Genomic DNA, 6,411 nt, shown 5'->3' with positions numbered 1-6,411 from the left:
CTGCTCCCCTGCCCCTCTGCTCCCCTGCCTCTTCTTGAGAAAAATAGCCAATCTCAACCCATTGCTCCGCCTTATCGTTATATTTGAACGCATTACCAAGCAGATTACTGAAGACTTCATTAACCAGCACTCGGTCGCACAAAACTGTTGGTAAAGGCCGAGGAATGCGAATATCCACAAGCCCAGAGTCTTGGCGACTAGCACGAAAAATGTCAATTACTTGGTTGAGTAATTCGTTGAGATCAGTTGCCTGCAAGCGTAATTGGGCTTGTCCTAACTGCGATAACCGCAACAGAGCATTAATCAGAGTTTCCATGCGTACAGACAAGGATACTACTGTTTGTAAGCACTCAATGCCGTCATCATCTAATACTTGCGCATAGTCTTCTAACAGCACTGTTGAAAAGTTATAAATGCCTCGCAAAGGTTCCTTGAGGTCATGGGAAGCGGCGTAGGCAAAGGATGCTAGTTCTTGGTTGCTGCGCTCTAACTCCAGGTTGATTTTAGCTAATTCATCCGCTTTCGAGAGTACAATACCAACGATCGCATTATTCAAAGCGATCGCACTGTCAAGTTCGCAAGCTTTCCAAGGTAGAGAAGTTAATCTAACAGTTTCTTGCCATTGTTCAAAGGATTTTCGGGGAGACAGGGTATAGCTACCATCTGGCTGTGCTTGCATGGATTCCTGTGGATTTCCTGCCCAGTGTACTGTTTGAATAACTTCCGGGCGAAACCAAAGGATGTAATAGCGCCGAATTTTAGAAATCCGCAGCAGCAACAAGCCACTAGCAGTATCTTTAAATATCAGCGCCTTTTGGTAAACCTTTGGCAGAGAATCAGTAGAAAACAAGTTGTCACTAACTTGGGTATCCGTCCATTCAATGAGTGCCTGAACTTCATGAATATTCGGTGTTGTTCCCACAAGGGTAATTTCATTATCCAGACAAACTGCTGCTCCAGAGGCACTAACAAGATCGAGCAAGCGGATTTCAGGTTTAATTAGAGCATCAATAAAATTGTCTGCTTGGGAAATAGATTCAAGGAACTCAGACTGTAGCGATTTGAGTTTTACTTTATAATCCCATTCCGAGTTACTAATTTTGTGCGCTAATTCTGAAGACACAATCTGTCCCAAAAATTCGCACATCTTCCGGACTTCGTAAGAAATATACTTTGGTGTTTGATGGTGACAGGATATTAATCCCCAAAGCTTCTGCTCTTGAATAATTGAAATCACCAAAAGAGCCTTCACTCCCATATTTTGATGATATTCCGCACAACACCAATCAAAACTCCGTAGCAGACAGTAGCTTAAGTCAAGATGCTGATGTGTTGTCGGATTTTCCGTTGGAACTAGTTTGACAGGTTCGGCAGTCAAATCGGGGAGAAATCGGAGAAAGCAGCGCGTGTATAACTCCCTAGCCTGCGCTGGAATATCTGTAGCGGGATAGTGGAGTCCTAAATAAGGTGATAAATCTTCCCGTTTAACTTCTGCAACAACAGAACCCGCTTGTGACTCGTCAAATTGATAGACCATCACCCGATCGAAACCGATGATTTTTTGGACTTCTTGGGCGACTAAATGCAAAAATTCTCCCAAATTGGATGTCCTTTGCATTTTAGCGATCGCTTCACTCGCAAAACTATGAAAGTTTAAGAAACTTACCTCAAATTCCGAGTCAGTTGGTTCTAGCTCCAGAATCACAGCTTCTTCTGTACGATGAGCAATAGCATCAAAGTATATTTCACCGTACAAAGTATTTATTAATACTTTAAACGCATTAGCGCTGCCAACCTTTTTTACTAAACACTGCTTGACAATTTCCACTGGCTGAGGTTCAAGTAAATAGCTCAAAGGTAGACCGAGCAAATCTTCTGGAGCTTTGCACAAATACACTTGGGTATTATTGCTAACTTGTAGGATCTCTAGCTGAGTACTGAGTGCTACGAGAATGCCATGAGGTTGAATAGAGCCAGGTATGTGAATAGGTTTGCGATCGTGGTTAGTCAGGGCAGTAGCTTGGGCTGTAGTATATTGCGGCTGGCTCATAACTGAACTTATGTAAAGCTGACTTTTACAATAACGCAATTAAATGTCATATTTCTTTAAAGTATATGTCCTGAAGTATGAGTGCGATCGCATATATCTGTGCTAATTATGATTTTTACACTAGTTAAGATAAGTGCAAATAACTAGAAGATGGTGTATTGGCGTGGCAAGGCTTCCATAACATAGCGAAAATACAAATTATGGTATATTCAAAGTAGATACGTAAAATAGTCCAAAATAGGTGCGTCAAGCTCCGAAAGTATTATATTTGGGTATGAAATTCTCTAAGAAAGCATTTATTTTGAGCTAGTTATGACTACAGTTGTTGCTAAGTGGGGAAACAGCCTAGCTATTCGACTTCCGAAAGCTTTGGCTGAACGAGTTAATGTCAAAGAGGGGACAGACATAACTTTCAGCATTTCAGGCAATAGTATTGTCATCACACCGCAGCAGCGAAAAAAATATACGCTTGATGAATTATTGGAAGGTATGACTCCAGATAATTTCCATTCTGAAATAGATACTGGATCTGCTGTGGGGAATGAAGTTTGGTAGTTAAACCATACACTCCAGATAGAGGTGATATTGTCAAGTTAGACTGCGGAACTACAAAGCAAATTACGGCTGATTCGATCCGACGTGGATTAGCCCTGAGAACATCAGAAATGTCATTTGAAGATATTGCTAAAACCCTTAATGCTGAACTAAAACCTCAAGGGCGTGAGCAGATGGGCTATCGTCCTTTTTTAGTTATGTCGCCATTAAAATACAATCGAATGGCTTCTATAGTTCTAATTTGTCCAATTACTAATCAAAAAAAAGGTCTTAACTTTGAGGTTCCGCTTCCTGACGGAATGATAACCAGTGGCGTGGTGCTAGCCGATCAGATCAAATCACTAGACTGGAAAGCTAGAAAGGTTTTGTTTGTAGAGAAAGTTGAACAGGAGCTAATTGAAGAAGTCCAAGCAAAAATTGAACCTCTGATTTTATAAAGGTGCAAATAAACTCTACAGACGTAATTAATTACGTCTGTACAAATCAAATAAAAATCATCACATGCAGCAACGCAACACCAATATCCAACATCCAAAATCCGAAGCTGACTATGGTATTGGGAACTTTTTTTTTACGAGTTTGGCTCCTTTAATATCCAATAGTTGTGCTAATTCAGTTGTATTCAATGACTTGACGAGACTCAAACCAAGAGATTTACTAGAAATGCTTTGAGTGTAAGCGGCGTTCAGATATGGTGTGTATTGCGGCTTTCCTGCAATGTATGTTTGAAAAAAAGGTAAACTCAAAACATTCATGTAACGACGTGCTTGAGAAGCATCGCCAATCATATCGGCAGGTAATGCTACTTGTTGATTTGCAGGGTTTGCATTGCCAATGGTGGAGAAGTGTGTGCCACCTTCAAGCATGACGAGATACTTTTGGGAATTTGCCAACCAGGAGAAAGGTAAAATTTGCTCCGATAAAGCTGGTGCAACTGTATCATCACTACTGCTGACAATCATCACTGGAGTTTTAATTTGACTTAAGCCAGCTTTGCCGAAAATCGAACTAGTAATAGGATTAACTGCGATCGCAGCTTTTACTCTCTCATCCCGCAGGTTATAATCTTTGCCAGACTTACTAATGCTCAATTCTAAAGCGCGACACTGGAGCAGTAAAGACATATTCCAGGTATTTTGGAGTGCTGCTGGTTGACAGTCTTGTTTTAGCTGCTCAAAGTTGATTTTAGCGCCTGCTAGGGCTAAGGCTGTATAGCCTCCCAAAGATTGACCAAATACTCCGACTTGTTGCAGATTTAGACGACCTTTAAACCGTGAATCAGATTGATTACCTTTTTGCAATTGATTCAGTATATATGTTATGTCCATTGGTCGGTCTTGAAATTCGCTTGGTTCTGCTACTTCAATAGCGCGTCCTTTTAACAGAGAACGCAATTGTTTCGCATCACTACCAGGGTGATTGGGAACAACAACGGCAAATCCGTAAGAAGCTAGATGAGTGGCTAAATATTGAAAGTTACTGCTGTCTAAACCCAAGCCGTGAGAAATGATAATTATCGGTGCAGTCTTTTGGATATTGGGAATGTAAACATCAGTCAATAAAAGCCGATTGCGGGTTGAGTCGAAAAACTTCAGGATGTATTTTTGCAACTTAAATTTTCCCGGAACCTTTAAATCGGGCAATTGCGAGAAATTTGGTTGAGAAATGCTCTCAGCTTCTATTTTAGACTTTTCGGAAACAGCTGCGATCGCACTATGGGTTTGGTTAACAAGTTTCTCCAATTCCGTAGCTATTTCCAAAGTTTCAGCGACATCAAGGCGAATGCTGCTGGTGGGATATTTACGCAACACATTTAAAAGTGTCAAGCCTCCCGATTCACCAGAGGCTAAAATTAGCGCCGAACGCAAAGTACCAAATCCTGGTTCTGATTGACTGGTTTTAATCACTTGCGCCAATCGATGCAGTAAAAATTCTCCTTGTGGTGTGTAGAGAAGTTGCGAAACTACTACTGGACTAACTTTCACACGATTAAGCAAAATCCGCCGCAATTCTTGAAGCTGTTCTAAAGGCAGATATCGCTGATAGGCTGCTAAATCTTCGTTAATTACACCTGTTTTGGCGTAGTTCTCTAAAGTTGTGACTGAAATGGAAAGCTCCAAAGCTGAATAAGATGCATAAATCCGCTCTGCTGCCAAAACAGAATTACTAATTCCAAATGTTGGCAGCACCATTGAAAGAACCAGCAATAAAGAATTTTTTCTTAGGGTGCTGGCCCAATTACCAAACAAACTATTCATCGCTCAACTGTTTCGGTGGTCTGGTTTTATCAGGTGTTGGCTTTGGTAGTTATTCGGGCGCCCTGCTTAGTTTACTTAAAGTTATTAGCCTCAATTTTATCAAAACAGAATTTAGGAGTCAGTGGTTATAATTCATGATGAATTATGTATGACTTGCGAATGTAGCTGACTGAAAATAATGGGTATAAATGGGTTTAAAATCTCTACCAAATCGGAGATTTAGTAGTCAAATAAAGTAGCGATTCCCAATGCCCTAGTAATTTATTCTGACTCCTGAATTTTGATTTTTGAATTCTTTTGCAAGGATATTTCGGCTATAAAGTCAACAATCAAATCCTACAAAGTTACGCAGATAGGTAAAGTATCCGGCTGACTTCAGTAGTTTGCCTTCACTATTAAATCATAACAAATAAAAAATAGTCTGCCTCAGTATTTATGTTGTAGCTTTGAATATTGCACAAATTCACTAGATGAAAAATCTAGTAAAAATCCTGAAAAACATAGCGATTAATCAGCTTTACCCAAAGCGATCGCTACTGAACCTGTAACTACTAAACCTGCTCCAAATAATGCTATGAGGGTGAAATGTTCTGGTGGTGTCCAAGAAGGTGCAATAACTGATACAACTGCAACTGATATTAATGTCACAATCGGAGCTAAAGCTATTACTGCACTTACTCGTGATGCTTCCCAATGTTGTAATGATTCAGAAAAAGCACCGTAAGCGATTAAGGTATTTAAGGCACAAAAAATCAACATTCCTAAATGGAAAGTATCAAGTATAAAAATTGATTTGATTTTGGCTAGAGGAGTGAATAATAAAGCACAGCCCCCATAAATTATCAACATGATGCTGGTAGAAGATAAGGATTGTAATAACTGCTTTTGTGCCAAAGCATAAATAGCCCAAGCCGTTGCTCCTAGCGCAATTAAAACACTACCTAGTATATATGTGCCATGTGCTGTAACTAAATTCGTTAATTGTTCGCGAAAAAATAAAAGATAACCACAAATCATCACACTAACACCAATCCACTGAGACAGCCGATAACGTTCTTTAAAAATTACTAACCCTCCAAAACCTAATAAAAGGCTAGATAATTGAATGAGAACTTCAGCGTTAGCAGGCGATGTTAATGCTAAACCTTGGGTAAATGAAAAGTAATTAATCCCTAAAAATATTGTCGCGATCGCTAATAATTTTCCAGAAGCAGAGCGCAGTTGTTCTAATTTTGGTAATTTGCCGCGTATCCCTAAATACACAGCAAGCAATACAAATGATACTAAAAAACGAAACCAGATAACGGTATAAACATCAAGTACTTGTAGAATTACTGCAAGGGCAATAGGTAAAATTCCCCATAATAAGACCGTCAATAGCGATAATGCTAGTCCTAAGCGCCACCGACCAGAACTTTGATGTAGTAACATTAAAATATCCAAATAGTAGGACTGATAAGTAAGTTATATCTAATTTAAATATCTAAACATTTTATCAAACTCTTACCGATAAAATATATTTAATAGTTTAGTTAATGCAAATTCAAT

General features: G+C 39.4%; 5 protein-coding genes. 2 read left to right on the top strand and 3 right to left on the bottom strand.

Features of this window, described 5'->3' with window-relative positions; all coding sequences use genetic code 11:
- On the bottom strand, positions 1-2,050 hold a 2,050-nt coding region (locus tag IQ229_RS08740), incomplete at its 3' end, for a GAF domain-containing protein (protein ID WP_194042952.1).
- A gap of 312 nt (positions 2,051-2,362) precedes the next feature.
- On the opposite strand from IQ229_RS08740, the gene IQ229_RS08735 reads away from it, so the two are divergent.
- Together IQ229_RS08735 and IQ229_RS08730 are read left to right on the top strand one after the other, a co-directional pair.
- Positions 2,363-2,605 (top strand): AbrB/MazE/SpoVT family DNA-binding domain-containing protein, encoded by a 243-nt coding sequence (locus IQ229_RS08735; protein WP_194042950.1) that lies wholly within the window; start codon positions 2,363-2,365, stop codon positions 2,603-2,605.
- Positions 2,599-3,042, top strand: coding sequence for a type II toxin-antitoxin system PemK/MazF family toxin (locus IQ229_RS08730; RefSeq protein WP_194042948.1), 444 nt, complete (start codon positions 2,599-2,601; stop codon positions 3,040-3,042). The genes IQ229_RS08735 and IQ229_RS08730 overlap by 7 nt, the downstream gene beginning before the upstream one ends.
- A 111-nt stretch (positions 3,043-3,153) precedes the next feature.
- Here IQ229_RS08730 and IQ229_RS08725 read toward each other — a convergent pair whose 3' ends face one another.
- Together IQ229_RS08725 and IQ229_RS08720 are read right to left on the bottom strand one after the other, a co-directional pair.
- Entirely contained in the window at positions 3,154-4,863 is a 1,710-nt protein-coding gene (locus IQ229_RS08725; protein ID WP_194042946.1) for an alpha/beta hydrolase, read from the bottom strand.
- 507 nt (positions 4,864-5,370) lie between these two features.
- A complete protein-coding gene (locus IQ229_RS08720; protein WP_194042944.1) occupies positions 5,371-6,294 on the bottom strand; it encodes a DMT family transporter in 924 nt (307 codons plus the stop codon).
- Positions 6,295-6,411: the final 117 nt, after the last annotated feature.

The sequence above is a fragment of the Nostoc cf. edaphicum LEGE 07299 genome (assembly GCF_015207245.1).
GTDB classification, from domain to species: Bacteria; Cyanobacteriota; Cyanobacteriia; order Cyanobacteriales; family Nostocaceae; genus Nostoc; species Nostoc edaphicum_B.
The sequence above is the reverse complement of the archived record's forward strand: the minus strand, read 5'-3'. Positions and strand labels throughout refer to the sequence as shown.

What these genes read in the sequence shown, in the direction of transcription:
- IQ229_RS08735 (WP_194042950.1), top strand. Translation starts at nt 2,363, where the DNA reads ATGACTACAGTTGTTGCTAAGTGGGGAAACAGCCTAGCTATTCGACTT.
- IQ229_RS08720 (WP_194042944.1), bottom strand. Translation starts at nt 6,294, where the DNA reads ATGTTACTACATCAAAGTTCTGGTCGGTGGCGCTTAGGACTAGCATTA.
- IQ229_RS08725 (WP_194042946.1), bottom strand. Translation starts at nt 4,863, where the DNA reads ATGAATAGTTTGTTTGGTAATTGGGCCAGCACCCTAAGAAAAAATTCT.